The sequence below is a fragment of the Photobacterium sp. DNB22_13_2 genome (assembly GCF_052873915.1).
Genome location: NZ_JBNNXU010000206.1, coordinates 1 through 253 on the forward strand (window position 1 = coordinate 1; position 253 = coordinate 253).

The 253-nt window shown below is 66.4% G+C and carries 1 protein-coding gene; it reads left to right on the forward strand.

What is annotated here, in order from left to right:
* Positions 1-253: hypothetical protein (locus ACVA58_RS28385; RefSeq protein ID WP_446513569.1), on the forward strand; the 253-nt coding region annotated here is incomplete at both ends.

Sequence of the window (253 nt, forward strand, 5' to 3'; positions counted from 1 at the left end):
ATCCGGAAGGCCACCTGGTGCTGGCGACGTATCTGTACAAGCTGACCAACAAGCTCGGCACGCCGGCCTATCACCTGATGGCGGCCGTGGCGGTCTGCCTGGTGATGGTGACGTTCCCGCTGGTGCTGCTGCAGCGTTACATGCTGCGCTCGGCCAACCGCTTCGTCACCGTCAAGGGCAAGGTCACGCGCAGCCGCCCGCTGCCGCTGGGCAAGTGGCGCTGGCCCGCCTGGGCGATCGTGGTGTTCTGGTT